This window comes from Pseudomonas sp. REP124, from assembly GCF_020164475.1.
Classification (GTDB): Bacteria; Pseudomonadota; Gammaproteobacteria; order Pseudomonadales; family Pseudomonadaceae; genus Aquipseudomonas.
Window position 1 is genome coordinate 1 of sequence record NZ_JAIQWX010000006.1, and the last position, 25,194, is coordinate 25,194.

The 25,194-nt window shown below is 60.1% G+C and carries 23 protein-coding genes; 16 read left to right on the forward strand and 7 right to left on the reverse strand.

Annotated features, from left to right (window positions below):
* From K9857_RS02710 to K9857_RS02725, 4 genes are all read right to left on the reverse strand, one after another.
* Positions 1-402: SufE family protein (locus K9857_RS02710; RefSeq protein ID WP_224533373.1), on the reverse strand; the 402-nt coding region annotated here is incomplete at its 3' end.
* The gene (locus K9857_RS02715; RefSeq protein WP_224533374.1) at positions 399-1,604 is read right to left on the reverse strand and encodes an aminotransferase class V-fold PLP-dependent enzyme; all 1,206 of its coding nucleotides are present in this window, start codon (positions 1,602-1,604) and stop codon (positions 399-401) included. The genes K9857_RS02715 and K9857_RS02710, both read right to left, overlap by 4 nt.
* A gap of 162 nt (positions 1,605-1,766) precedes the next feature.
* Entirely contained in the window at positions 1,767-2,801 is a 1,035-nt protein-coding gene (dapD, locus tag K9857_RS02720) for a 2,3,4,5-tetrahydropyridine-2,6-dicarboxylate N-succinyltransferase (RefSeq protein WP_224533375.1), read from the reverse strand.
* A 31-nt stretch (positions 2,802-2,832) separates the two neighbouring features.
* Positions 2,833-3,195, reverse strand: a complete 363-nt coding sequence (locus K9857_RS02725) for an ArsC family reductase (protein WP_224533376.1) — start codon at positions 3,193-3,195, stop codon at positions 2,833-2,835.
* 302 nt (positions 3,196-3,497) lie between these two features.
* Here K9857_RS02725 and K9857_RS02730 point away from each other — a divergent pair, with 302 nt between their 5' ends.
* A complete protein-coding gene (locus K9857_RS02730) occupies positions 3,498-5,129 on the forward strand; it encodes a Na+/H+ antiporter (protein WP_224533377.1) in 1,632 nt (543 codons plus the stop codon).
* Between the two features lie 122 nt (positions 5,130-5,251).
* On the opposite strand, the gene dapC is transcribed toward K9857_RS02730, so the two are convergent.
* The 3 genes from dapC to map form a co-directional block, all read right to left on the reverse strand.
* A complete protein-coding gene (gene dapC / locus K9857_RS02735) occupies positions 5,252-6,451 on the reverse strand; it encodes a succinyldiaminopimelate transaminase (protein WP_224533378.1) in 1,200 nt (399 codons plus the stop codon).
* A gap of 193 nt (positions 6,452-6,644) precedes the next feature.
* Positions 6,645-9,347 carry a [protein-PII] uridylyltransferase gene (locus tag K9857_RS02740; RefSeq protein ID WP_224533379.1) on the reverse strand — a complete coding sequence of 901 codons (2,703 nt, stop codon included), beginning with the start codon at positions 9,345-9,347 and terminating at the stop codon, positions 6,645-6,647.
* 39 nt (positions 9,348-9,386) lie between these two features.
* Positions 9,387-10,226, reverse strand: coding sequence for a type I methionyl aminopeptidase (map, locus tag K9857_RS02745; protein WP_224533438.1), 840 nt, complete (start codon positions 10,224-10,226; stop codon positions 9,387-9,389).
* Positions 10,227-10,543: 317 nt separating this feature from the next.
* Between map and rpsB the strand changes: the two genes are divergently transcribed.
* The 15 genes from rpsB (at position 10,544) to rnhB (ending at position 25,161) form a co-directional block, all read left to right on the forward strand.
* Positions 10,544-11,281 carry a 30S ribosomal protein S2 gene (gene rpsB / locus K9857_RS02750; protein WP_224533380.1) on the forward strand — a complete coding sequence of 246 codons (738 nt, stop codon included), beginning with the start codon at positions 10,544-10,546 and terminating at the stop codon, positions 11,279-11,281.
* Between the two features lie 188 nt (positions 11,282-11,469).
* Positions 11,470-12,333: a translation elongation factor Ts gene (gene tsf, locus K9857_RS02755; RefSeq protein ID WP_224533381.1), complete on the forward strand. Its 864-nt coding sequence runs from the start codon at positions 11,470-11,472 to the stop codon at positions 12,331-12,333.
* A gap of 213 nt (positions 12,334-12,546) precedes the next feature.
* The gene (pyrH, locus tag K9857_RS02760; RefSeq protein WP_224533382.1) at positions 12,547-13,290 is read left to right on the forward strand and encodes a UMP kinase; all 744 of its coding nucleotides are present in this window, start codon (positions 12,547-12,549) and stop codon (positions 13,288-13,290) included.
* Positions 13,287-13,844, forward strand: a complete 558-nt coding sequence (frr, locus tag K9857_RS02765) for a ribosome recycling factor (RefSeq protein WP_008000041.1) — start codon at positions 13,287-13,289, stop codon at positions 13,842-13,844. The genes pyrH and frr overlap by 4 nt, the downstream gene beginning before the upstream one ends.
* A gap of 13 nt (positions 13,845-13,857) precedes the next feature.
* On the forward strand, positions 13,858-14,613 hold the full coding sequence (gene uppS, locus K9857_RS02770) for a polyprenyl diphosphate synthase (RefSeq protein WP_175375066.1): 756 nt from the start codon (positions 13,858-13,860) through the stop codon (positions 14,611-14,613).
* Positions 14,613-15,419 carry a phosphatidate cytidylyltransferase gene (locus K9857_RS02775; protein WP_224533383.1) on the forward strand — a complete coding sequence of 269 codons (807 nt, stop codon included), beginning with the start codon at positions 14,613-14,615 and terminating at the stop codon, positions 15,417-15,419. The genes uppS and K9857_RS02775 overlap by 1 nt, the downstream gene beginning before the upstream one ends.
* Positions 15,416-16,606, forward strand: coding sequence for a 1-deoxy-D-xylulose-5-phosphate reductoisomerase (gene ispC, locus K9857_RS02780; protein WP_224533384.1), 1,191 nt, complete (start codon positions 15,416-15,418; stop codon positions 16,604-16,606). Before K9857_RS02775 ends, ispC begins: the two co-directional genes overlap by 4 nt.
* Before the next feature lie 53 nt (positions 16,607-16,659).
* Positions 16,660-18,012, forward strand: a complete 1,353-nt coding sequence (gene rseP, locus K9857_RS02785) for a sigma E protease regulator RseP (protein WP_224533385.1) — start codon at positions 16,660-16,662, stop codon at positions 18,010-18,012.
* Positions 18,013-18,084: 72 nt separating this feature from the next.
* Positions 18,085-20,460, forward strand: a complete 2,376-nt coding sequence (gene bamA, locus K9857_RS02790; RefSeq protein ID WP_224533386.1) for an outer membrane protein assembly factor BamA — start codon at positions 18,085-18,087, stop codon at positions 20,458-20,460.
* 45 nt (positions 20,461-20,505) lie between these two features.
* Positions 20,506-21,009: an OmpH family outer membrane protein gene (locus K9857_RS02795; RefSeq protein ID WP_007990260.1), complete on the forward strand. Its 504-nt coding sequence runs from the start codon at positions 20,506-20,508 to the stop codon at positions 21,007-21,009.
* A 3-nt stretch (positions 21,010-21,012) separates the two neighbouring features.
* Positions 21,013-22,068, forward strand: a complete 1,056-nt coding sequence (lpxD, locus tag K9857_RS02800; RefSeq protein WP_224533387.1) for a UDP-3-O-(3-hydroxymyristoyl)glucosamine N-acyltransferase — start codon at positions 21,013-21,015, stop codon at positions 22,066-22,068.
* Between the two features lie 108 nt (positions 22,069-22,176).
* Positions 22,177-22,617, forward strand: a complete 441-nt coding sequence (gene fabZ / locus K9857_RS02805) for a 3-hydroxyacyl-ACP dehydratase FabZ (protein ID WP_224533388.1) — start codon at positions 22,177-22,179, stop codon at positions 22,615-22,617.
* Positions 22,614-23,390: an acyl-ACP--UDP-N-acetylglucosamine O-acyltransferase gene (gene lpxA, locus K9857_RS02810; protein WP_175375060.1), complete on the forward strand. Its 777-nt coding sequence runs from the start codon at positions 22,614-22,616 to the stop codon at positions 23,388-23,390. Before fabZ ends, lpxA begins: the two co-directional genes overlap by 4 nt.
* A gap of 2 nt (positions 23,391-23,392) precedes the next feature.
* On the forward strand, positions 23,393-24,523 hold the full coding sequence (lpxB, locus tag K9857_RS02815) for a lipid-A-disaccharide synthase (protein WP_224533389.1): 1,131 nt from the start codon (positions 23,393-23,395) through the stop codon (positions 24,521-24,523).
* An 11-nt stretch (positions 24,524-24,534) separates the two neighbouring features.
* Complete coding sequence (gene rnhB / locus K9857_RS02820) at positions 24,535-25,161, forward strand: ribonuclease HII (RefSeq protein ID WP_224533439.1); 627 nt, start codon at positions 24,535-24,537, stop codon at positions 25,159-25,161.
* Positions 25,162-25,194: the final 33 nt, after the last annotated feature.

Sequence of the window (25,194 nt, forward strand, 5' to 3'; positions counted from 1 at the left end):
AGCGGCCAGTTCGCGCATCCGCTCAAGCACGGCATTCAAGCCATTACTGCGCGACGGCGACAACTGCCGTGACAGCCCAAGCTGCTCGAACCACCCCGGCAAATCCACCTGCTGCAACTCAGCCGCCGACAGCCCATTGACCCGCGCCAGCAGCAACGCCACCAGCCCACGAATCAACCGCGCATCGCTATTGGCCCGAAACTGCCAGTGGCCGTCCTGCAACTCGCCCATCAGCCACACCTGGCTTTCGCAGCCATGCACGCGGTTGGCGTCGACTTTATCCACATCACTCAACGCCGGCAGGCGCTCGCCCCACTGCATCAGCAGGCGCGCCCGTTGCTCCCAGCCCGGCAGGTTCTGAAAGGCTTCCAGCGCAGTCACGGCGTCGGCAGGCAGATTCATCGCAGCAGCTCCAGCGCCTGATCCAGCGCGCTGAAGAAGCGCTCCAGGTCTTCGGAATCGTTGTACAACGCCAGCGAAACCCGAATCGCCCCGGCCAGCTCATAGCTTTTGAGCAGCGGCATGGCGCAGTGGTGACCGGCGCGTACGGCAATGCCTTGCTCGGTCAGCAGATGCGCCAGATCCGAGTTATGCACACCCTCGACGGTAAAACTGGCCAGCGCCACCTGCGGCTTGCCCAGCAGGCGAACGCCGGTGCGTGATTGCAGACCCTTGAGCAGGCAGTCATGCAGCGCCGCTTCATGGGCGGACACGGCGTGTTGATCCAGATTGCTCAGGTAATCCAGGGTCGCGCCCAGGCCGATGACGCTGGAAACCGGCGGAGTGCCCGCCTCGAAACCCAGCGGCGCCGGACGAAAGCGTGCGTCGTGGTAGTTGGCGTCCAGCACCATCTCGCCGCCGAACTGCCAGGGGCGCAGTTGCTGCAGGGCTTCGTTGCGCCCGAACAGCACGCCCAGGCCATCGGGGCCGTAGAGCTTGTGGCTGGAAAACACATAGAAGTCGCAACCCAGCGCCTGCACGTCATGACGGCCATGGACCACGCCCTGGGCACCATCGATGACGGTCAGCGCGCCATGGGCCTTGGCCATCGCCAGCAGCGCGGGCAGCGGTTGCCAGGCACCGATCACGTTGGACAACTGGCTGACCGCCAGCAGACGGGTGCGCGGGCCGATCAATTGGCTCGCTGCGTGGAGGTCGATCACGCCATCGGCATCCAGCGGCAGCACCACCAGTTTCAGGTCGCGACGATGCGCCAATTGCTGCCAGGGCAGCAGGTTGGCGTGATGCTCCAGGGCGCTGATGACAAGTTCATCGCCCGGTTGGAATAGAGATTCCAGGCCATAGGCCAAGAGGTTCAGCGCAGACGTCGCGCCGTGGGTAAAGATGATTTGCCCGCAATCACCGGCATTGAGCCATTGCGCGGCCTTGCGCCGGCTGTCTTCGAACGCCTGGGTGGCGTGGGCGCCGGGCAGGTGTTGCGCGCGATGCACGTTGGCGGCGCCATTGGCGTAGTAATGCGCCAGGGCGTCGAGCAGGGCTTGGGGTTTTTGCGTGGTGGCGGCGTTGTCCAGATAGGTCTGGGCTTGCCGTTGCAGCGCGGCGATGGCCGGAAAGTCGGCGCGCCAGGGGGAGAGAATCATCATGCTATGCAGCCCTGCCGGGTGTGCGCATCACCCTGTACTGTAGGAGCGAGCATGCTCGCGATGGTCGTTAACGATAACGCTGGCAGTCTGGATGCCAGCGGTGTTCTTGAATCCATCGCGAGCATGCTCGCTCCTACAGGTACGGCGGTGATCGCGTGACGCTTAGTTGTGAGCGTGCAGCGCTTCGTTCAGTTCGATGGCCGACTTGTGGGTCTTGCATTCCACGGCGCCGGTTTCCGAATTGCGGCGGAACAGCAGGTCGGTCTGACCGGCCAGTTCGCGAGCCTTGACCACTTTGACCAGCTGGTTGTTCTCGTCCAGCAGCGCCACTTTGGTGCCAGCGGTCACGTACAGGCCCGATTCAACGGTGTTGCGGTCGCCCAGCGGGATGCCGATACCGGCGTTGGCGCCGATCAGGCAGCCTTCGCCGACCTTGATCACGATGTTGCCGCCGCCCGACAGGGTGCCCATGGTCGAGCAGCCGCCGCCCAGGTCCGAACCCTTGCCGACGAAGACGCCCGCCGAAACGCGGCCTTCGATCATGCCCGGGCCTTCGGTGCCGGCGTTGAAGTTGATGAAACCTTCGTGCATCACGGTAGTGCCTTCGCCCACGTAGGCGCCCAGGCGCAGCCGTGCCGCATCAGCGATACGCACGCCGGCCGGAACCACGTAGTCGGTCATTTTCGGGAACTTGTCCACCGAGAACACTTCCAGCAGGTCACCGCGCAGGCGGGCTTCAAGTTGCAGTTCGGCCAATTCGCTCAGGTCTACCGCGCCCTGGCTGGTCCAAGCCACGTTCGGCAGCAGCGGGAAGATGCCGGCCAGGTTCAGGCCGTGCGGCTTGACCAGACGGTGGGACAGCAGGTGCAGCTTGAGGTACGCCTCCGGGGTCGACGACAGCTGGGCGTCTTCGGCCAGCAGGGTGGCGACCAGCGGCTTGTGGCTCTCGGCCAGACGGGTCAGCAGGGCAGCCTGGGCAGCGTCGACGCCTTTGACCACTTCAGCCAGTTGCGCAGCCTGAGCGTTGGTGAATGTGATGGCCTGGTTGCCTTCGCTGTAGCCCAGGATCGGGGCAATGGCGGCGACCAGCTCGGCCGAAGGGTTAAGCAGTGGCTGTGCGTAGAACACTTCCAGCCATGCGCCTTGACGGTTTTGAGTGCCGACACCGAAGGCCAGGCTGAACAGAGTAGTGGACATGTTGATACCTCTAAAAATTTAAACGGGCTGCTTACTTGAGCGCGGCCGCGTAGATATCTGGCTTGAAGCCAATCAGGGTTCGGTCACCGAGATCGAGCACCGGGCGCTTGATCATCGAGGGTTGCGCGAGCATCAGTTCGATGGCTTTCGACTGGTCGAGATCGGCTTTGCGTTCGTCGTCGAGCTTGCGAAAGGTCGTGCCTGCACGGTTCAACACCGTTTCCCAGCCGTGCTCGTTGCACCATTGGGTCAGGTGTTCACGGTCGATGCCGACCGCCTTGTAATCATGAAAGTCATAGCTGACAGCGTGTTCATCGAGCCAGGTGCGCGCCTTCTTCATGGTGTCGCAGGCTTTGATGCCGAAAAGGTGCAACGTTTTGCTTGAAACGGTCAAGGAATCGCCCCCTTTACAGGTGCTGGAGAAAAAAGGTGACGGATTATGCCATGACCGGATGGTTTCGCGGCGCTCCAGGTCGAATTGCCTCCGTTTTACCTGTGGGAGCGGGCTTGCTCGCGAATGCGGTGGATCAGTGAAAAGGATGTTGACTGACACGCCGCCTTCGCGAGCAAGCCCGCTCCCACAGGTAATATGTTGTTACTGGGTTGCCGTGTGCGACATAGGTGCAAGGGGCTTGCGCAGTCTATGCGTCTAATATGGCACTTCAACGCTGTCGATCGTCCGGGGAACTCCGCTTTATGCAAACCGCTTACACCGTCCTGATCCTCTTGATGCTGGTGGGCGTTTCGCGCCTGATCGGACGGGTGGTGCCGCTGCCGTTGCCGCTGGTGCAAATCGCCGCAGGCGCCTTGCTCGCCTGGCCGACGCTGGGGCTGCATGTGGCGCTGGACCCTGAATTGTTTCTATTTCTGTTTCTGCCGCCGCTGCTGTTTTCCGATGGCTGGCGCATGCCCAAGCGCGAGTTCTGGCGACTGCGCGGGCCGATCCTGACGCTGGCGGTGGGGTTGGTGCTGTTTACCGTGGTCGGTGCCGGCTATTTCATTCACTGGCTGTTGCCGAGCATTCCGCTGCCGGTGGCCTTTGCCCTGGCGGCCGTGTTGTCGCCGACCGACGCCGTGGCGGTGTCCGCGATCGCCCAGAACCGCCTGCCCACGCCGCTGATGCACATGTTGCAGGGCGAGGCGTTGATGAACGATGCCTCGGGCCTGGTGACCTTCAAGTTTGCGCTGGTGGCAGCGGTGACCGGCGTGTTCTCCCTGACCAATGCCAGCATGACTTTTGTGTTGGTGGCCGTCGGCGGGCTGGCCATCGGTGTGGCCCTGAGCTGGCTTGTCGGGCGTTTGCGTTTCTGGATGATCGCCCGGGGTTGGGACGATCCGGCCACCCACGTGGTATTCATGTTGCTATTGCCGTTTGCCGCTTACGTGCTGGCAGAGCGCGTGGGCGCATCGGGCATTCTCTCAGCGGTGGCGGCGGGGATGATGCAGAGCTGGCTCGACCTGCTGCCGCGCCAGACCAATACCCGTCTGCTCAATCGCAGCGTCTGGTCATTGCTCGAATTTGCCTTCAATGGCCTGATCTTTCTCCTCCTCGGTTTGCAACTACCCGACATCATTAAAGCGGTAGCCAGCCACGAAGATTCACTGTGGCCGACACTGCTGTATCGCGGCTTCGACGTGCTGGCGATCTTTCTGGTGTTGCTGGTGTTGCGGTTTGTCTGGGTACAAAGCACCTGGCGCCTGTCCATTTTTGTGCGGCGCTGGCGTGGAAAGGAAGACATCACCCAGGTGCCGAACGCGCGCTCCTGCTGGCTGCTGACCGTCGGCGGCGTGCGCGGTGCGGTGACTTTGGCGGGTGTGATGTCGGTGCCGATGCTGATGGGCGCCAGTGCCTTTCCCGAACGTGATCTGCTGATCTTTATCGCTGCCGGGGTGATCCTGCTGTCGTTGATCGCGGCGTGCATCGTCTTGCCGTTGCTGCTGCGCGGCATCGAGACAAGTCCCGACGACAAGCGCCGCAACGAAGTGCGAGAGGCCTGGCGCAAGACGGCGGAGGCGGCGATTCACGCCCTGGAAACCGAAGAGGTCAATCCGCAGGATGCGGCTCAGGCAGCGTTGGCGGCTGAACTCAAGGCACAGATCATGTCCGAGTACCGGCATCAGCTGGACGTGTTCAACGACTCCGCCGAAGCCCAGGCCCTGGCGTTTCAGATGGATCTGCTGGAACGGCGACTGCGGTTGAAGGCGCTACGGGCGCAGCGTCTGGAGTTGTACAGCCTTAGCCGGCATCACCAGATTGGTGATGATGTGTTGCGAGAGGTGTTGGGGGAGCTGGATTTGAGCGAGGCGAAGCTGGGGCAGGTGAAATAACACGTCCCCCTGTAGGAGCGAGCACGCTCGCGATGAACGACAGAACACCGCGGGGTGTCAGGCCGCCAGCGTTATCGTTGGCGACCATCGCGAGCGTGCTCGCTCCTACAGGAGAAGCGGAGTTATTTACGGCGCTGGATGAAGTCGCGGATGCGCTCCGCTGCTTCCACGCACTCCGCCAACGGCGCAACCAGCGCCATACGCACACGCCCGGCACCCGGGTTCACGCCATCGACATCCCGGGACAGGTAGGAGCCCGGCACCACGGTCACGTGCTCCTGTTCGAACAGATCGCGGCAGAAGGCGGCGTCGTCACCGGCCACGTTCGGCCACAGGTAGAAGCTGCCGTCCGGGCGTTGCACGTCCAGCACCGGGCTGAGGATTTCCAGTACCGCATCGAACTTCTCGCGATACAGCGCACGGTTGGCGCGTACATGCACTTCGTCGTTCCACGCGGCAACGCTGGCCAACTGCGTCTGAACCGGCATCGCGCAGCCGTGGTAGGTGCGATAGAGCAGGAAACCCTTGAGGATGTCCGCGTCACCGGCGACAAAGCCCGAACGCAGGCCCGGCAGGTTGGAGCGCTTGGACAGGCTGTGGAACACCACGCAGCGCTTGAAGTCCTTGCGACCCAGTTCCGCGCAGGCGCTGAGCAGGCCCGGCGGCGGGGTTTGTTCGTCGAAATAGAGCTCGCTGTAGCACTCGTCCGCGGCGATCACGAAGTCATGCTCGTCGGCCAGGGCGATCAGCTTTTTCAGGGTCTCGACCGGGATCAGCGCACCGGTCGGGTTGCCCGGCGAGCACAGGAACAGGATCTGGCAGCGTTTCCAGATGTCCGGCGAAACCGCATCGAAATCCGGGTTGAAGCCGTTTTCGTCCAGGCACGGCAGGTAGTGCGGCTGGGCGCCGGCGAGGAACGCCGCACCTTCGTAGATCTGATAGAACGGGTTCGGGCTGACGATCAGCGCGTCGTCACCACGGTTAACCACGGTCTGGGTGAACGCGAACAGTGCTTCGCGGGTGCCGTTGACCGGCAGCACGTTGCGCGCCGGATCGATCCAGCCGCTCGGAACATTGAAACGACGCTCGCACCAGGCAGCGATCGACTCACGCAGCTCCGGAATGCCGAGGGTGGTCGGGTACACCGCCATCTTTTCCAGATTGCTGGCCAAGGCTTCGGCGACGAAAGTCGGCGAGCGGTGTTTCGGCTCGCCGATGGACAGCGCGATCGGACGCTTGTCCGGATTGGGCGTGACGCTGCCGAGCAGGGCGCGGAGTTTCTCGAACGGGTAGGGCTGCAACTGGGACAAAGCGTTGTTCATGGGGGCCTCATTTAAAGCGGGACAGTCTTTGTGGCGAGGGGGCTTGCCCCCGTTCGGCTGCGAAGCGGCCGTGAAACCAGCATGCGAGATGCATCTGATGCACCGCGCTGCCTGGTTTTGGGGCCGCTTCGCGACCCAGCGGGGGCAATCCCCCTCGCCACAGGGATCTGTTCCCACAGGGAGAAATGTTAAGTCAGATACTGATGCGCGACAGTTTGATATCCGGTTCCATATTGACGCTCAGTTGCTCGACGATCGCATCCTGCAGGCGGCTGCACAGCAGCGGGTCGGACAACGGCTGGTTGTTGGCGTCGGTGATGAAGAACACGTCTTCCACGCGTTCGCCCAAGGTGGCGATCTTGGCGTTCTGCAGTGACAGGTCGAACTCCAGGAAGATTCCCCCGACCCGCGCCAGCAGGCCCGGGCGGTCGGGGGCGGTCAGTTCCAGGATGGTCACCGGGCGCTGCGCATCGTTGTGGATCGTCACCTGCGGCGCGAAGGCGAAATGCTTGAGCTGGCGCGGCACCCGACGCTGAATGATGGTCGGGTAGTCGTCCGGGTTGCGCAGGGCTTCGGTCAGGCCGTCGCGGATCTGCTTGACCCGTGCCGGGTTATCGCCGATCGAGTCGCCGTCGGTATCGAGCACGATGTAGGTGTCGAGGGTGAACTGGCTGCTGGAGGTGATGACCCGCGCGTCGTGAATGTTCAGGTTGAGCTGGTCCATCGCGGCCACGGTCACGGCGAAGAAGTCGTGCTGGTCCGGGGCATAGATGAAGATCTGCGTGCCGCCCTCGAACTCCCGTTGAGTGGTTTCCTTGATCAGCACCAGCGGCCCGCCGTCGGCCGGCTGCTGCAGGATCGCATCGGTGTGCCAGGCGACATCGCCGGCGGTGTGACGCAGGAAATAGTCATCGCCCAATTGCGACCACAACTGCTCGACATCGTCCGGGTCGGTACCGCCGCGGGCCAGGATATCCAGGGCCGCGCTCTGGGTCTGGCGGATCTGCTCTTCGCGGTCCACGGGGTTTTCCAGGCCGCGACGCAGCGCGCGCTTGGTTTCGGTGTACAGCTGGCGCAGCAGGCTGGCGCGCCAGGAGTTCCATAGCGTCGGGTTGGTGGCGTTGATATCGGAGACGGTCAGCACGTACAGGTAATCGAGGTGAGTTTCGTCGCCGACGATCTGGGCGAAGTCGTGGATCACCTGCGGGTCGGACAAGTCCTTGCGCTGGGCGGTGGTCGACATCACCAGATGGTTCTGCACCAGCCAGACGATCAGACGGCTGTCCCAGACCGGGAGCTGATGGCGCTGGCAGAACGCTTCGGCGTCCACCGCACCGATTTCCGAGTGGTCGCCATGCCGGCCCTTGCCGATGTCGTGGTACAGGCCGGCCAGATAGATCAATTCCGGCTTGGGCAGCTTGCCCATGAGCTTGCTGGCCAGCGGGAATTTTTCCGACACCTGGGTGTACTGCAGCTTACGCAGGTGTTTGATCAGGTTCAGGGTGTGCGCATCGACGGTATAGATGTGGAACAGGTCGTGCTGCATCTGTCCGACGATGAAGCCGAACTCTGGCAAGTAGCGGCCGAGAATGCCGTAACGGTTCATCCGGCGCAGGTTGCGGTGAATACCGATCTTGCACTTGAACAGTTCGATGAACAGGCTGGTGTTGCGGATGTCATTGCGGAAATCGTCGTCGATCAGGTGGCGATTTTCCCGCAACAGGCGAATGGTGTCGGCACGTACGCCTTTGATTTCCGGCTGCTGGGCCATCAGCACGAAGATTTCCAGCATGGCAAACGGCGTGCGGCGGAACACGTTGTCGCTGCGCGCTTCGATATAGCCGTCGTGGAGCTGGAAGCGCGAGTTGATCGGCTGTGGCGGCGCCTCGTCTTCCGGGGCGAGGATGACTTCCTCGAAGTGCTGGATGATCAGGTCGCTGAGCTGGGCGATGCTCATGACCACCCGGTAATACTGCTGCATGAAGTTTTCGACGGCCTGTTTGGCGTCGTCGCCTTCGAACCCCAGCAGCTTGGCGATAGTGCGCTGGTGATCAAACAACAGGCGGTCTTCACAGCGCCCGGCCAGCATGTGCAGGGCATAGCGCACTTTCCACAGGAATTCCTGAGACGAGGCGAGCAGGGCGTTTTCACTTTCGACCAGGAAACCTTCGCCGGCCAGTGCCCGCAGATTCAGGGTGCCGTACTCGCGACGGGCTACCCAGAGAATCGTCTGGATATCCCGCAGGCCGCCGGGCGAGCCTTTGACGTTGGGCTCCAGGTTGTATTCGGTGTCGAAATACTTGTGATGGCGGGCCTTCTGTTCGGCGTGCTTGGCGAGGAAGAACTCCTTGCTCGGCCACATGTGCGCCGTGCTGGTGACATCCAGCATGCGCTGGCGCAGGTGTTCGGGGCCGGCGATGGTGCGGCTTTCCATCAGGTTGGTGATCACCGTCAGGTCGGCGCGGGCCTCGATGGCGCATTCATCGACGGAGCGAACGCTCTGACCGACTTCCAGGCCGATATCCCACAACAGCGTCAGAAAACGCTCGATGGAATCGCGGAAAACTTCGTGGTCGGCGCTGTCCAGCAGGATCAGCAGATCGATGTCGGAGTAGGGGTGCAGCTCGCCACGGCCGTAGCCGCCGACCGCGACCAGCGCGATGTCGGCGTCTTGGCTCCAGTTGAACTGGTCCCAGGCCTTTTGCAGGATGTTGTCGACGAACCAGGCGCGATCCTCGATCAATCGACGAATGTCGCGGCCGTTGCGAAAGCGCGTGTCGAGCACTTCCCGTGCCTGACGGATCGCCTTCTTGAAAGCCGAAATCGGGCTTGCCTTCAGGGCCAGCTCGGCCTGGAACTGGCCGCGGTCGAAGAGTTCGGGGTCCACCTGCGGCATCGATTGGCTTTCCTGTCTATAAAAGGCTGTGGGTCCGGGTCAGGCAGAAACGCGGGGAATGGTGTCGTCGCTGCGCAGGGTGAAGATCTCGTAACCGGTTTCGGTCACCAGCAGGGTGTGTTCCCACTGGGCCGACAGCTTGCGGTCCTTGGTGATCGCGGTCCAGCCATCGCCCAATACCTTGGTGTCGGCACGGCCCTGGTTGATCATCGGCTCGATGGTGAAAGTCATGCCGGCCTTCAGTTCCATGCCGGTACCGGCGCGGCCGTAGTGCAGGACTTGCGGCTCTTCGTGGAAGACCTTGCCGATACCGTGACCGCAGAACTCGCGAACCACCGAGAAACCATTCTTCTCGGCGTGCTTCTGGATCACTTCGCCGATATCGCCCAGGCGGCAGCCGGGCTTGACCAGCTCGATGGCCTTGTACATGCATTCCTGAGTGACTTGCGACAGGCGTTCGGCCCAGACCGGCACGGTGCCGACGTGGAACATGCGGCTGGTGTCGCCGTGGTAGCCGTCCTTGATGACGGTGATGTCGATGTTCAGGGTATCGCCATCCTTCAACGGTTTATCGTTCGGGATGCCGTGGCAGACCACATGGTTGATCGACGTGCAGATCGACTTCGGGTAACCCTTGTAGTTGAGCGGGGCAGGGATGGCTTTCTGCTCGTTGACGATATAGTCGTGGCAGATCTGGTTCAGCTGATCGGTGGTCACGCCCGGTTTGACATGTTCGGCAATCATTTCCAGCACGTCGGCGGCGAGTTTGCCGGCAACGCGCATTTTGGCGATGTCCTCGGGGGTTTTGAGGGTGACGGTCATACAGGCTCTCTCTCTGCGCTCGACGGCGCTTCTCGAACTTGAAGGGCATTGCGCGATCGAACTTCGCAGCCCTGAAAAACGCGATTCTAACAGACGATCAGCGCAAAACCGCGCCTCTGTACATCGCTTCTCTCTATAGAATGGTGCATTCGCGGCGGATTCCAAGGGCTCAGCGCCGCGTGCGGCTGGATTTCATATTCCGGGTTCCGTTTTTTTCGGCCCTGTGATATAAAATGCGCCGCTTTCCGGGGATACCCCCGAGAGGCTTAAATCCACACACGTGTCGACACGATGACCTGGGTGCCTTCAGCTGATGCTGACTGGTTGGTCATTGGGATACGTGGAGGCCAAACCCGACTTATTAAGGAACTATCATGTCCCAAGTCAACATGCGCGATATGCTGAAGGCCGGTGTGCACTTCGGTCACCAGACCCGTTACTGGAACCCGAAAATGGGCAAGTACATTTTCGGCGCGCGTAACAAGATCCACATCATCAACCTTGAAAAAACCCTGCCAATGTTCAACGAAGCTCTGACTTTCGTAGAGCGTCTGGCCCAGGGCAAAAACAAGATTCTGTTCGTCGGCACCAAGCGTTCCGCTGGCAAGATCGTTGCTGAACAAGCAGCACGTTGCGGCTCGCCGTACGTCGATCACCGCTGGTTGGGCGGCATGCTGACCAACTTCAAAACCATCCGTGCTTCCATCAAGCGTCTGCGTGACCTTGAAGTGCAAGCCGAAGACGGTACTTTCGCCAAGCTGACCAAGAAAGAAGCGCTGATGCGCTCCCGTGACCTGGAAAAGCTGGATCGTTCCCTCGGTGGTATCAAGGACATGGGCGGTCTGCCAGACGCTCTGTTCGTTATCGACGTTGACCACGAGCGCATCGCGATCACCGAAGCCAACAAGCTGGGTATCCCGGTCATCGGCGTAGTCGATACCAACAGCAGCCCGGAAGGCGTTGACTACATCATCCCAGGTAACGATGACGCCATCCGCGCAATCGAGCTGTACATGGGTTCGATGGCTGACGCTGTTATCCGTGGTCGCAACAACGTTTCCGGCGGCACCGAAGTTTTCGTTGAAGAAGCTCCGGCAGCTGCAGCTGAGTAATTGACGCCCTGGCGTTGACTCAGTAAGCAAAAAGGGGGCTTGGCCCCCTTTTTGCCACCTTGAAAACCGTTTGTCGGTGCCCACTGCCTTATTTGTAACGTGCGGCAGCTAACAAGGTCTTTCGGGAAGAATTGAACGCCCGTTCGATCGGGTGGAATGGTTGAAAACCTATCCAAGAGGAATTTGAAATGGCAGCAATTACTGCGGCGCTGGTCAAAGAACTGCGCGAGCGTACCGGCGAAGGCATGATGGATTGCAAAAAGGCCCTGGAAAAGGCCGGCGGCGACATCGAAAAAGCAATTGATGACATGCGTGCTTCGGGCGCCATCAAGGCTGCTAAAAAGGCTGGCAACGTTGCCGCTGAAGGCGCTATCGCCATCAAGGCCGACGACAAGGCAGCCGTGCTGCTGGAAGTGAACTCGCAGACCGACTTCCTGGCTCTGCAAGACGACTTCAAAAACTTCGTCAACGCCAGCGTTGAAAAAGCTTTCGCTGAAAAACTGACCGACGCAGCTCCGCTGATCGCCGCTCAGGAATCGGCTCGTGAAGCCCTGGTTGCCAAAGTTGGCGAAAACGTCAACATCCGTCGCCTGGTTCGCGTTGAAGGTGACGTGGTTGGTACCTATCTGCACGGTAACAAGATCGGTGTTGCTGTTGTCCTGAAGGGCGGCGACGTCCAGCTGGCCAAAGAAATCGCCATGCACGTGGCTGCAAGCAACCCTGAGTTCCTGCTGCCATCGCAGGTTTCGCCAGAAGCCATCGAGCGCGAGAAAGCTGTATTCCTGCAGCTGAACGAAGACAAGATGAAAGGCAAGCCAGCTGAAATCGTCGAGAAGATGATCGCTGGTCGTATCACCAAGTTCCTGGCCGAAGCCAGCCTTGTTGAGCAGGCTTTCGTGATGAACCCAGAGCTGACCGTTGGTGCTCTGGCCAAGAAAGCCGGCGCTGAAATCGTTTCCTTCACCTACTTCAAGGTTGGCGAAGGCATCGAGAAGCCAGTTGACAACTTCGCTGAAGAAGTTGCTGCTCAACTGGCTGCTGCCAAGCAATAAGACGGTTTTTTAAACTGTCGCCCTGAAGAGGCTGCCCGCTCACGCGCGCAGCCTCTTTTCAGATGGGGCACCAATTTTTTATTTGGTTTCCGTTTGGAACTGGCTTACAAAGCCATGTTCCGATGGCGCTGAAGCAGCGCCACGCTAGAGTGAACGCTGGCTGAAAACAGCTCGCAAAGAATTTTTTAATATACGCCGCAGGAGAGATTCGCAATGGCTCAGCAGGGCAGTGGCTATCAGGCTCGCTATAAACGCATTCTACTCAAACTTAGCGGCGAGGCCCTGATGGGCTCGGAAGAGTTCGGGATCGATCCGAAAGTTCTGGATCGCATGGCGCTGGAAGTCGGTCAACTGGTTGGCATCGGCGTTCAGGTCGGTCTGGTTATCGGTGGTGGCAACCTGTTCCGCGGTGCGGCGCTGAGCGCGGCCGGCATGGACCGTGTCACCGGCGACCACATGGGCATGCTGGCCACTGTGATGAACGGCCTGGCCATGCGTGATGCGCTGGAACGTGCCAATATCTCCGCGATCGTGATGTCGGCCATTTCCATGGTTGGCGTGACCGATCACTATGATCGTCGCAAGGCCATGCGTCACCTGAACTCCAAGGAAGTCGTGATTTTCGCGGCTGGTACCGGCAACCCGTTCTTCACCACCGATTCGGCTGCCTGCCTGCGTGCCATCGAAATCGACGCCGATGTCGTGCTCAAGGCAACCAAGGTCGATGGCGTCTACACTGCCGACCCGTTCAAAGACCCGCATGCCGAGAAGTTCGATCATCTGACCTACGATGAAGTACTGGATCGCAAGCTGGGTGTGATGGATCTGACGGCCATTTGCCTGTGCCGCGACCACAAAATGCCGCTGCGCGTATTTAACATGAACAAACCAGGCGCCCTGCTGAACATCGTACATGGCGGCGCTGAAGGCACCCTGATCGAGGAAGTTCAACAATGATCAACGAAATCAAGAAAGACGCTCAAGAGCGCATGCAGAAGTCGGTGGAATCGCTGGCGCACAACTTCGGTCGCATTCGTACCGGCCAGGCGCACCCAAGCATTCTGGAAGGCGTGATGGTGCCGTACTACGGTTCTGACACCCCGATCAAACAGGTGGCGAACATCACCGTTAAAGACGCCCGTACCCTGCAAGTCGTTGCGTTCGAGCGCAACATGCTGGGCGCGGTCGACAAGGCCATCGGCAGTGCCGGTCTGAACCTGAACCCGACCAACCTGGGCGAGTTGCTGCTGATCTCCATGCCGGCCCTGACCGAAGAAACCCGCAAGGGCTTCACCAAGCAGGCTCGTGATGTGGCTGAAGATGCTCGTGTTGCCGTGCGCAACATCCGCCGCGACGCCAACAGCCAGCTGAAGGACCTGGTCAAGGAAAAGGAAATCAGTGAAGACGAAGAGCGCCGCGCAACGGGCGAAATCGATGATTTGACCAAAAAGTTCGTGGCCAAAATCGACGCCGATCTGGCGCAGAAAGAAAAAGACCTGATGGCCGTATAAGGGTCACGTGTTAATGGACAAGAGCAAGCAGATTGCGCCGTCCGCGGTGCCGCGCCATGTCGCGATCATCATGGATGGCAATAATCGCTGGGCGAAAAAACGCTTTATGCCGGGTGTAGCCGGGCATAAAGCGGGTGTGGACGCTGTTCGTGCGGTCATCGAGGTGTGTGCCGAGTCCGGGGTCGAGGTCTTGACCCTGTTCGCGTTCTCCAGTGAGAACTGGCAGCGCCCGGCCGATGAGGTCAGTGCCTTGATGGATCTGTTCTTCAAGGCATTGCGTCGTGAGGCCAAGCGGCTGAATGAGAACAACATCAGTCTGCGCATCATTGGCGATCGTTCGCGCTTTCATCCCGAGCTTCAGGCTGCCATGCGTGAAGCCGAGGCCATGACTGCCGGCGCCAATCGTTTCGTCCTGCAGATCGCCGCCAACTACGGCGGTCAGTGGGATATCGCGCAGGCCGCCCAGCGGCTGGCCCGTGAAGTCCAGGCCGGGCATCTGCGTCCGGAAGACATCACTCCGGACCTGCTGCAGACCTGCCTGGCAACCGGTGATCTGCCGTTGCCGGACCTGTGCATTCGCACCGGTGGCGAGCACCGCATCAGTAACTTCCTGCTGTGGCAACTGGCTTATGCCGAGTTGTACTTCTCCGACCTGTTCTGGCCGGACTTCAAACACGACGCCATGCGTAACGCACTGGCCGATTTTGCATCCCGCCAGCGTCGCTTCGGTAAAACGAGCGAGCAGGTCGAGGCTGGAGCCCGGGTTTAATGCTTAAACAACGAATCATCACCGCGCTGATCCTGTTGCCGATCGCCCTGGGCGGGTTTTTCCTGCTCGAAGGCTCCGGCTTCGCCATGTTCATCGGGCTGGTCGTGACCCTCGGTGCCTGGGAGTGGGCGCGTCTGGCAGGGTTCACTGCACAATCCTTCCGCGTCGGTTTTGCCGCGGTGGTCGCGTTGTTGCTGTTCATCATGTACATCATGCCCGGGCTCGCGCCGTGGGTGCTCGGCGCCTCGGTACTCTGGTGGGCCGTGGCGACGTACCTGGTGCTGACCTATCCGCGCTCCAGCGAACACTGGTCCAGTGCGGTCTGCAAGCTGGTCATCGGTTTGCTGATCCTGTTGCCGGCCTGGCAAGGTCTGGTGCAGATCAAGCAGCAGCCTCTGGGCAACTGGCTGATCATGGCGGTGATGGTGCTGGTCTGGGGTGCCGACATCGGCGCCTATTTTTCCGGTCGGGCTTTCGGCAAGCGCAAGCTGGCGCCGCAGGTCAGCCCAGGCAAAAGCTGGGAAGGCGTTTACGGTGGTCTGGCACTGAGTCTGGTCATCACCGTGCTCGTCGGATTTTTCCGGGACTGGACTGTTGCTGAACTGTTCAAGGGTCTGATTGGCGCTGCGCTGATCGTGTTCGTCTCGGTGGTCGGTGATCTGACCGAAAGCATGTTCAAGCGTCAGTCCGGGATCAAGGACAGCAGTAATCTGCTGCCCGGCCACGGCGGCGTGCTGGACCGGATCGACAGCCTGACCGCAGCCATTCCCGTGTTTGCCGTACTGTTGTGGATGGCCGCACCGTGAGCCGCCCTCAGCAGATTACCGTTCTGGGGGCGACCGGTTCGATCGGTCTGAGTACCCTCGATGTCATCGCGCGTCATCCCGATCGTTATCAAGTCTTCGCCCTGAGCGGTTTTTCCCGCTTGAGTGAACTGCTGGCGCTGTGCGTACGGCACGTGCCGCGGTTCGCCGTGGTGCCTGAAGTCGCCGCCGCTCGTGGTTTGCAGGATGATTTGCGTGCAGCCGGCTTGCCGACCCGTGTACTGGTAGGTGAAGAAGGACTGTGCCAGGTGGCTGCCGACCCTGAGGTCGATGCAGTGATGGCGGCTATCGTTGGCGCGGCGGGCTTGCGTCCGACGCTGGCGGCCGTCGAGGCGGGCAAGAAAATCCTCTTGGCCAACAAAGAGGCGCTGGTGATGTCCGGCGCCTTGTTCATGCAGGCTGTGCGCAAGAGTGGCTCGGTATTGTTGCCGATCGACAGCGAACACAACGCGATTTTCCAGTGCATGCCACAGGATTTCGCCCGTGGTCTGGGTGCGGTCGGCGTGCGTCGGATTTTGCTGACGGCCTCCGGCGGCCCGTTCCGGCAAACGCCACTGGCGGAGCTGGCGCATGTCTCGCCTGAACAGGCCTGTGCCCACCCCAATTGGTCCATGGGACGCAAGATTTCGGTCGACTCCGCCAGCATGATGAATAAAGGCCTGGAGTTGATCGAGGCTTGCTGGCTGTTTGATGCCAAGCCGTCCCAGGTTGAAGTGGTAATTCATCCGCAAAGCGTGATTCATTCCCTGGTCGACTACGTCGATGGCTCGGTATTGGCCCAGTTGGGCAACCCGGACATGCGTACGCCGATCGCCAATGCCTTGGCGTGGCCTGAACGAATCGATTCGGGCGTGCCGCCGCTGGACCTGTTTGCCATCGCCCGTCTGGACTTCGAGGCGCCGGATGAAGAACGTTTCCCTTGCTTGCGCCTTGCGCGACAGGCAGCCGAGGCGGGCAACAGTGCCCCGGCGATGCTCAACGCGGCAAATGAAGTCGCTGTTGCTGCGTTTCTCGACGGACGGGTTCGTTACCCGGAAATCGCGAGTATCATCGAAGAAGTATTGAATCTTGAGCCTGTAGTGGCTGTAGACGATCTCGACGCGGTGTTCACCGCCGATGCCAAGGCCCGCGAGCTGGCCGGGCAATGGTTGAGTCGTCACGAGCGGTAAGTGCTGCAATGCGTTGGCCCTTGCGGCACCTGACTGGAATGCGGAGAAAGTAGATGAGCGCACTCTATATGATTGTCGGCACCCTGGTTGCACTGGGTGTGCTGGTTACCTTCCACGAGTTCGGCCATTTCTGGGTCGCGCGTCGCTGTGGGGTCAAAGTGCTGCGTTTCTCCGTGGGCTTCGGCATGCCGTTGTTGCGCTGGCACGACAAGCAGGGCACCGAGTTCGTAGTGGCGGCCATTCCGCTGGGCGGCTACGTGAAGATGCTCGATGAGCGTGAGGGCGAAGTTCCGGCGGATCAGGTCGAACAATCCTTCAATCGCAAATCGGTTCGTCAGCGCATCGCCATCGTGGCGGCCGGACCGATTGCAAACTTCCTCCTGGCTCTCGTCTTCTTCTGGGTGCTGGCCATGCTCGGCAGTCAGCAGGTGCGTCCTGTCATCGGTGCTGTTGAGTCCGGCAGTATTGCCGCGAAGGCGGGATTGAGCGCGGGACAGGAAATCGTTTCGATCGATGGTGAGCCGACCACCGGCTGGTCCTCGGTGAATCTGCAACTGGTCCGTCGACTTGGTGAGAGCGGTACCTTGCAGGTGTCGGTGCGTGAGCAAGGGTCTACGGTCGATTCACCGCGTGAACTGGCACTGGATAAATGGCTCAAGGGTGCTGACGAGCCGGATCCGACTCGTTCGCTGGGTATTCGTCCTTGGCGTCCGGCATTACCGCCGGTCCTGGCCGAGCTTGATCCGAAAGGTCCCGCGGCGGCTGCCGGGTTGAAGACGGGCGATCGCCTGCTGGCCCTTGATGGCAAGGCGCTGGATGACTGGCAGCAGGTGGTCGATACCGTCCGTATGCGTCCTGATACCAAAATCCTGCTGCGTATCGAGCGCGATGCTGCTCAAATCGACGTCCCTGTGATGCTCGCTTCGCGCGGCGAGAAAAAGGCACCGAGCGGTTACCTGGGGGCAGGGGTGAAAGCGGTGGATTGGCCGCCGGAAATGGTTCGCGAGGTCAGTTACGGTCCTTTGGCTGCGATTGGCGAGGGGGCTCAACGTACCTGGACCATGAGCCTGCTGACTCTCGATTCATTGAAGAAAATGTTGTTCGGCGAGCTCTCGGTAAAAAACTTGAGTGGACCGATAACCATTGCTAAAGTGGCGGGCGCTTCGGCCCAGTCGGGTGTCGCTGATTTCCTGAATTTCCTTGCTTATCTGAGTATTAGCCTGGGGGTTCTGAATTTGCTGCCCATTCCTGTGCTGGATGGGGGGCATTTGTTGTTTTATCTGATTGAGTGGGCGCGTGGTCGTCCCTTGTCGGATCGGGTGCAAGGTTGGGGGATACAGATCGGTATCAGTTTGGTGGTTGGAGTGATGCTTCTCGCTCTGGTCAATGATCTAGGCCGTCTGTAACGTCGCTGAATTGCGAATCTGCCGCATTTTGCGGCAGTTTGTTTATTGCCAGTTGGAATAAGAAAGGACTTCATGAAACGTCTGCTGCTAACTGCGGTTCTCACCGTATTGATGATCGCCGAAGTTCACGCCGAGTCCTTCACTATCTCTGATATTCGCGTCAATGGCCTCCAGCGGGTCTCCGCGGGTAGCGTCTTTGGTGCTTTGCCGCTCAACGTCGGTGAACAGGCGGATGATCATCGCCTGGTGGAAGCCACTCGTGCATTGTTCAAAACCGGTTTCTTTCAAGATATCCAGCTGGGTCGTGATGGCAACGTTCTTGTCATTACGGTAGTCGAGCGTCCGTCGGTTGCCAGTATCGAGATCGAAGGCAACAAGGCGATCTCCACTGAAGACCTGATGAAAGGCCTCAAGCAATCCGGTCTGGCCGAAGGCGAGATCTTCCAGCGCGCCACCCTCGAAGGTGTTCGTAACGAGCTGCAGCGCCAGTACGTTGCCCAGGGCCGTTACTCCGCAACCGTCGACACCGAAGTGGTGCCTCAGCCGCGCAACCGCGTTGGACTGAAGGTCAACATCAACGAAGGCACCGTTGCCGCTATCCAGCACATCAACGTGGTGGGCAACACCGTCTTCCCTGATGAAGATCTCATCGACCTGTTCGAGCTCAAGACGACCAACTGGCTCTCGTTCTTCAAGAACGACGACAAGTATGCTCGTGAAAAACTCTCCGGTGACCTGGAGCGTCTGCGTTCCTACTACCTGGACCGTGGCTATATCAACATGGATATCGCTTCGACCCAGGTGTCCATCACTCCGGACAAGAAACACGTCTACATCACCGTCAACATCAACGAAGGCGACAAGTACACCGTACGTGACGTCAAGCTGAGCGGTGACCTGAAAGTGCCGGAAGACCAGGTCAAGTCCCTGCTGCTGGTACAGAAAGGCCAGGTGTTCTCGCGCAAGCTGATGACCACCACCTCCGAACTGATCACCCGTCGTCTGGGTAACGAGGGTTACACCTTCGCCAACGTCAATGGCGTGCCGCAGCCTCACGATGACGATCACACCGTAGACATTACCTTCGCTGTCGATCCGGGCAAGCGTGCCTACGTCAACCGCATCAACTTCCGTGGCAACACCAAGTCCGAAGACGAAGTGCTGCGTCGTGAAATGCGTCAGATGGAAGGCGGCTGGGCTTCGACCTACCTGATCGACCAGTCCAAGACCCGTCTGGAGCGTCTGGGCTTCTTCAAGGAAGTAAACGTAGAAACCCCGGCCGTACCGGGTGTCGACGACCAGGTTGACGTGAACTACAGCGTGGAAGAGCAGGCCTCCGGTTCGATCACCGCCAGCGTCGGTTTTGCCCAGAGCGCCGGTCTGATCCTCGGTGGTTCGATCACCCAGAACAACTTCCTCGGTACCGGTAACAAGGTCAGCATCGGTCTGACCCGAAGCGAATACCAGAGCCGCTACAACTTCGGTTATGTAGACCCCTACTGGACCGCTGATGGCGTGAGCCTGGGTTACAACGCCTTCTACCGCACCACCGACTACAAAGACCTCGACGTCGACGTAGCAAGCTATGCCGTAGACAGCCTGGGTGCGGGCGTGAGCGTCGGTTATCCGATCAGCGAGACTTCGCGTCTGACCTTCGGCCTGACTGCACAGCAGGACAAGATCAATACCGGTATCTACACCGTTGACGAGATCTTCGACTTCGTTAACAAGGAAGGCGATCAGTACCTGAACTTCAAGGCGTCGGCCGGCTGGTCCGAGTCCACCCTGAACAAGGGCGTGCTGGCAACCCGTGGCCATTCCCAGAGCCTGGTTCTGGAAACCACGACCCCGGGCAGCGACCTGTCGTTCTTCAAGCTCGACTACCGTGGTCAGTTGTTCCAGCCTCTGAGCGAAAACTACACCATGCGCCTGCACACAGAGTTGGGCTATGGTGATGGTTACGGTTCAACCGACGGCCTGCCATTCTACGAAAACTATTTCGCGGGTGGTTTCAACTCGGTTCGTGGCTTCAAGGACAGCACCCTGGGTCCTCGCAGTACGCCAAGTACCGGCAAGAACCCTGGCACCCAGTTCGACCCGGACCAGGATCCGCTGCCGTTCGGTGGTAACGTTCTGATCCAGGGTGGTGTTGAAGTTCTGTTCCCGCTGCCGTTCGTCAAGGATCAGCGTTCCCTGCGTACTTCGGTATTCTGGGATGTGGGTAACGTGTTCGACTCGTCCTGCTCGGATACCACAAACGCTGACGGCACGAAGTCCAACACCAAGTGCAACGACATCAGCTTGAGCAACATGGCCAGTTCCGTCGGTGTGGGTGTGACCTGGGTCACCGCACTGGGTCCTCTGAGTTTCGCGTTGGCCATGCCGGTCAAGAAACCGGATGACGCTGAAACTCAAGTGTTCCAATTCTCCCTCGGTCAGACGTTCTAAGCGTCTGACCCAAGATAACGACAATGGATTTTGTAGGAGTGCATCGTGCGTAAGTTGACTCAATTGGTTCTCCTGGCTTCCGTACTGGTAGCAGGTCCGGCGTTCGCCGATATGAAAATCGCCGTTCTGAACTATCAGATGGCCCTGCTGGAATCCGATGCGGCCAAGAAATACGCCGTGGATGCAGAGAAAAAGTTCGGTCCTCAACTGACCAAGCTCAAGACTCTGGAAAGCAGCGCCAAGGGTATTCAGGACCGCCTGATGGCCGGTGGCGACAAGATGCAGCAAGGCGAGCGTGAGCGTCTGGAGCTCGAGTTCAAGCAAAAGGCCCGTGACTTCCAGTTCCAGTCCAAGGAACTGAACGAAGCCAAAGCCGTTGCCGACCGTGAAATGCTCAAGCAGCTCAAGCCGAAACTGGACAGCGCTGTTGAAGAAGTCATCAAGAAAGGTGCTTTTGACCTGGTCTTCGAGCGTGGCGCAGTGATTGATGTCAAGCCTCAGTACGACATCACGCGCCAGGTTATCGAGCGCATGAATCAGCTGAAGTAATCCATGACAGCGACCATTAAACTCGGCCAATTGGCCGAGTTCCTCGGCGCCACCCTGCGTGGCGACCCCGAGAAGGCAATCACTGGGCTAGCCACCTTGCAGGAGGCTGGCCCAGCTCAGTTGAGCTTTCTCGCAAATCCCCAATACCGAAAGTATCTGGCAGGCAGCCAGGCCGCAGCCTTGTTGCTCAAGGCCGCCGACGCCGAAGGTTTTGCCGGTAATGTGCTGGTCGTACCTGATCCGTACGCGGCCTACGCGCGGGTATCCCATCTGTTCGATCCGAAGCCCAAGGCGGCTGCCGGCATTCACCCCACAGCGGTGATTGCGGCGGATGCCGTGGTCGATCCTGCAGCGAGCATCGGCGCTTTTGTCGTCATCGAAAGCGGGGCGCAGATCGCAGCGGGTGCCACCATCGGCGCGCATTGCTTCATCGGCGCACGCAGCACCATCGGTGAAGGCGGCTGGCTCGCTCCACGGGTGACCCTGTATCACGACGTACGCGTCGGCAAGCGGGTGGTCATTCAGTCCGGCGCCGTATTGGGTGGGGAAGGTTTCGGATTCGCCAACGAAAAAGGTATCTGGCAGAAGATTGCGCAGATTGGTGGCGTCCTGGTCGGTGATGACGTGGAGATTGGCGTGAATACCGCCATCGACCGCGGTGCGCTGGCTGATACCATCATCGGCAACGGCGTGAAGCTCGATAACCAGATCCAGATCGCCCACAACGTTCAGATCGGTGATCACACGGCCATGGCGGCCTGCGTGGGTATCTCCGGCAGCACCAAAATCGGCAAGCACTGCATGCTTGCCGGCGGTGTCGGCCTGGTGGGGCATATCGATATTTGCGACAACGTATTTATCACCGGGATGACCATGGTGACCCACTCGATCACCGAGCCGGGTGCCTATTCTTCCGGTACGGCGATGCAGCCGGCAGCCGAGTGGCGCAAAAGCGCGGCACGTATCCGTCAGCTCGATGACATCGCGCGACGTTTGCGACAACTGGAAAAGCAGGCAGGGGAAGTGACCCCTGACGGTAATGCTTCATCAGAAGGCTGATACCATTTCCATATCATGTGTGCGCAGCCGCTAGACTGCGTCCTTGATTTGCTAGAGGAGTGTGCGTCAGTCGCGCGCTCCCAATCTTTACATAGGCTTCCCCCCGAAATGATGGACATCAACGAGATTCGCGAATACCTGCCTCACCGTTACCCGTTCCTGCTGGTGGATCGGGTCGTGGATCTGGATGTGGAAGAGAAGCGCATTCGCGCCTACAAGAATGTCAGCATCAATGAACCGTTCTTCAATGGTCACTTCCCCGCGCATCCAATCATGCCGGGCGTGCTGATCATCGAGGCGATGGCTCAGGCCGCCGGGATCCTTGGGTTCAAAATGCTGGATGTGAAGCCGGCCGATGGCACCCTCTACTACTTCGTTGGTTCCGACAAGCTGCGCTTCCGCCAGCCGGTGTTGCCGGGCGATCAGCTGATTCTTGAAGCCAAGTTCCTCAGCTGCAAGCGCCAGATCTGGAAGTTCGAGTGCCAGGCCTCGGTCGATGGCAAGCCGGTCTGCTCCGCCGAGATCATCTGTGCGGAACGCAAACTATGAGTTTGATTGACCCTCGCGCAATCATCGATCCGACAGCCGTCCTGGCTGACGGTGTCGAGGTCGGCCCGTGGTCGATCGTCGGCGCAGGTGTGGAAATCGGCGAGGGGACGGTCATCGGGCCGCACGTGATTCTCAAGGGCCCGACCCGCATCGGTAAGCACAACCGCATCTACCAGTTCTCTTCGGTAGGCGAGGACACGCCGGACCTGAAGTACAAGGGCGAGGAAACCCGCCTGGTGATCGGTGACCACAACGTCATTCGCGAAGGCGTGACCATTCACCGCGGGACCATCCAGGACCGTTCGGAAACGACCCTGGGCGATCACAATCTGATCATGGCCTACGCACACATCGGTCATGACAGCGTCATCGGCAACCACTGCATCCTGGTCAACAACACCGCACTGGCGGGCCATGTGCATGTGGATGACTGGGCGATCCTGTCCGGTTTCACCCTGGTTCACCAGTATTGCCATATCGGCGCCCACAGCTTTTCCGGCATGGGAACCGCCATCGGCAAGGACGTCCCTGCCTACGTGACGGTGTTCGGCAACCCGGCAGAAGCCCGCAGCATGAACTTCGAAGGCATGCGCCGCCGTGGTTTCAGCGAAGATGCCATTCACGCCCTGCGTCGCGCCTACAAGGTCGTTTATCGCCAGGGGCTGACCGTTGAACAGGCGCTCGCCGAGCTGGTAGAGCCATCGAACCAGTTCCCGGAAGTGGCGGTATTCCGCGATTCCATCCAGTCGTCGTCCCGCGGCATCACCCGCTGATCATGGCCAATCTGCGTATCGCGCTGGTGGCGGGTGAGGCTTCCGGCGACATTCTCGGCGCCGGACTCATGCGCGCGCTCAAGGCCCGTCATCCTGGAATTGAATTCATCGGTGTCGGCGGCCCGCTGATGCAGGCAGAGGGCATGCAGTCCTACTTCCCGATGGAGCGCCTGTCGGTGATGGGCCTGGTGGAAGTGCTGGGTCGCCTGCGCGAATTGCTGGCCCGCCGCAAGAAACTGGTGGCCGACCTGATCGAAGCGAAGCCGGATGTGTTCATCGGTATCGATGCCCCGGACTTCAACCTCAATATCGAACTCAAACTGCGTCAGGCCGGAATTAAGACCGTGCACTACGTCAGCCCGTCAGTCTGGGCCTGGCGGCAGAAGCGTGTGCTGAAGATTCGCGAGGGCTGCGACCTGATGCTGACGTTGTTCCCGTTCGAAGCCAGATTCTACGAAGAGAAGGGCGTGCCGGTGCGGTTTGTCGGGCACTCCCTGGCCGATGCCATTCCGCTGGAAGCCGATCGCGCCGCTGCGCGAGCTGAGCTGGGTCTGCCCGACGGGCCGCTGGTGGCGTTGATGCCGGGCAGTCGTGGCGGTGAAGTCGGTCGCCTTGGCGCGCTGTTTCTCGATACCGCGCAGCGCCTGCGGGCCATGCGCCCGGGCGTGCGCTTCGTCATGCCTTGCGCCAGTCCCGAGCGCCGTGCGCAGCTGGAAGAACTGCTTGCCGGTCGTGACCTGCCGCTGACCTTGCTCGACGGCAAATCCCATCTGGCCCTGGCGGCCTGCGACGCCGTGCTGATCGCGTCCGGAACTGCAACGCTGGAAGCCTTGCTGTACAAGCGTCCGATGGTGGTCGCCTATCGCCTGGCGCCGCTGACGTTCTGGATTCTCAAGCGCATGGTGAAGAGCCCTTATGTGTCCTTGCCGAACCTGCTGGCCCAGCGCCTGCTGGTGCCCGAATTGCTGCAGGATGACGCGACGGTCGACGCTTTGGCGCAGACCCTTTCGCCGCTGATCGAAGACGGTCAGGAGCAGACCCGCGGCTTCGACGAAATCCACCGTACCCTGCGCCTCGATGCCTCCAATCAGGCAGCGGATGCGGTACTGAATCTGATCGGCCCGAAACAATGAGTAAAACAAACATGCAGATGGGGCTGGATTTCACCCTGGTCGCCGAAGTTGAAGAGCTGGTCGCCGGTGTCGATGAAGTCGGTCGCGGCCCGCTCTGCGGCGCAGTCGTCACGGCTGCCGTGATTCTCGATCCGAACCGTCCGATTCTCGGCCTGAACGACTCGAAGAAGCTCACCGAAGCCCGTCGCGAAAAGCTCTACGACGAAATTTGCGAAAAGGCCCTGAGCTGGTGCATTGCCCGCGCGGAAGTCGATGAGATCGACGAGCTGAACATTCTTCATGCCACCATGCTGGCCATGCAGCGCGCAGTGGCTGGCCTGCATATCCAGCCAAAACTGGCGATGATTGACGGCAATCGTTGCCCGAAGTTGCCGATGCGCGCCGAAGCCGTGGTGCAGGGCGATGCCAAGGTGCCGGCCATCGCAGCGGCATCGATTCTGGCAAAGGTCAGCCGTGACCGGGAAATGGCGGCTTTCGAGCTGATTTACCCGGGTTACGGCATTGGCGGGCACAAGGGCTACCCGACACCCGTTCATCTGGAAGCGCTGGCTCGCCTGGGACCTACGCCGATTCACCGCCGCTCGTTCGCCCCGGTGCGGATGGCGTATGAAGCGTTGGAAATTGCCATCGAGCGCTAGTCGCGAGGCTGATTTTTTCTACCAAGGCCCGGT